At 64.8% G+C, this 477-nt stretch carries 2 pseudogenes; one reads left to right on the forward strand and one right to left on the reverse strand.

The features are described from left to right. Positions 1-224 (forward strand): annotated as a pseudogene (locus D7X74_RS42345) (hypothetical protein); the annotation flags it as partial. Between the two features lie 65 nt (positions 225-289). Here D7X74_RS42345 and D7X74_RS42350 read toward each other — a convergent pair. Continuing rightward, a pseudogene (locus tag D7X74_RS42350) lies at positions 290-477 on the reverse strand (IS5/IS1182 family transposase); the annotation flags it as partial.

Genomic DNA, 477 nt, shown 5'->3' on the forward strand with positions numbered 1-477 from the left:
AGCGCTCAGAACTCAACTGCATGGATCATCTGTGGCGCCCCCTGAAGCAACGCGTTTCCGCCAACCGTCAGTACCCCACGGTCGAGCAGCACGTCGGCGCCGCCATCCGCTGGGTGCTGGGCCTTTCGGCCCAGGACGCCCTCCGCAAGGCGGGCTGCCTCGCCGAGGGCTTCTGGCTACGCGATTTGTTAGAGAACTTCTGGCGACCTACTTACAGCCTCTAACAAATGTCAGGGTAGAGGCGTCGTAGGAGCATGACGCATCAGCCGAGGACGAGGACGCCGAAGTGAACATCGTCCCTGCGCTCATCGCGGACGCGAAGGCGGCGCAGCTGGTTCTTCCAGGCCAGCGTGCGCTCCACCACCCAGCGGTAGCGTCCCAGCCGTGCCTTGGACTCGACGCCTGGGCGGGCGATGCGCGGAGCAATGCCGCGCAGGCGCAAGCCGAGTCGGTTCTTCCTGGAGGCATAGGCTTTGT

Source organism: Corallococcus sp. CA047B, from assembly GCF_003612065.1.
Classification (GTDB): Bacteria; Myxococcota; Myxococcia; order Myxococcales; family Myxococcaceae; genus Corallococcus; species Corallococcus praedator.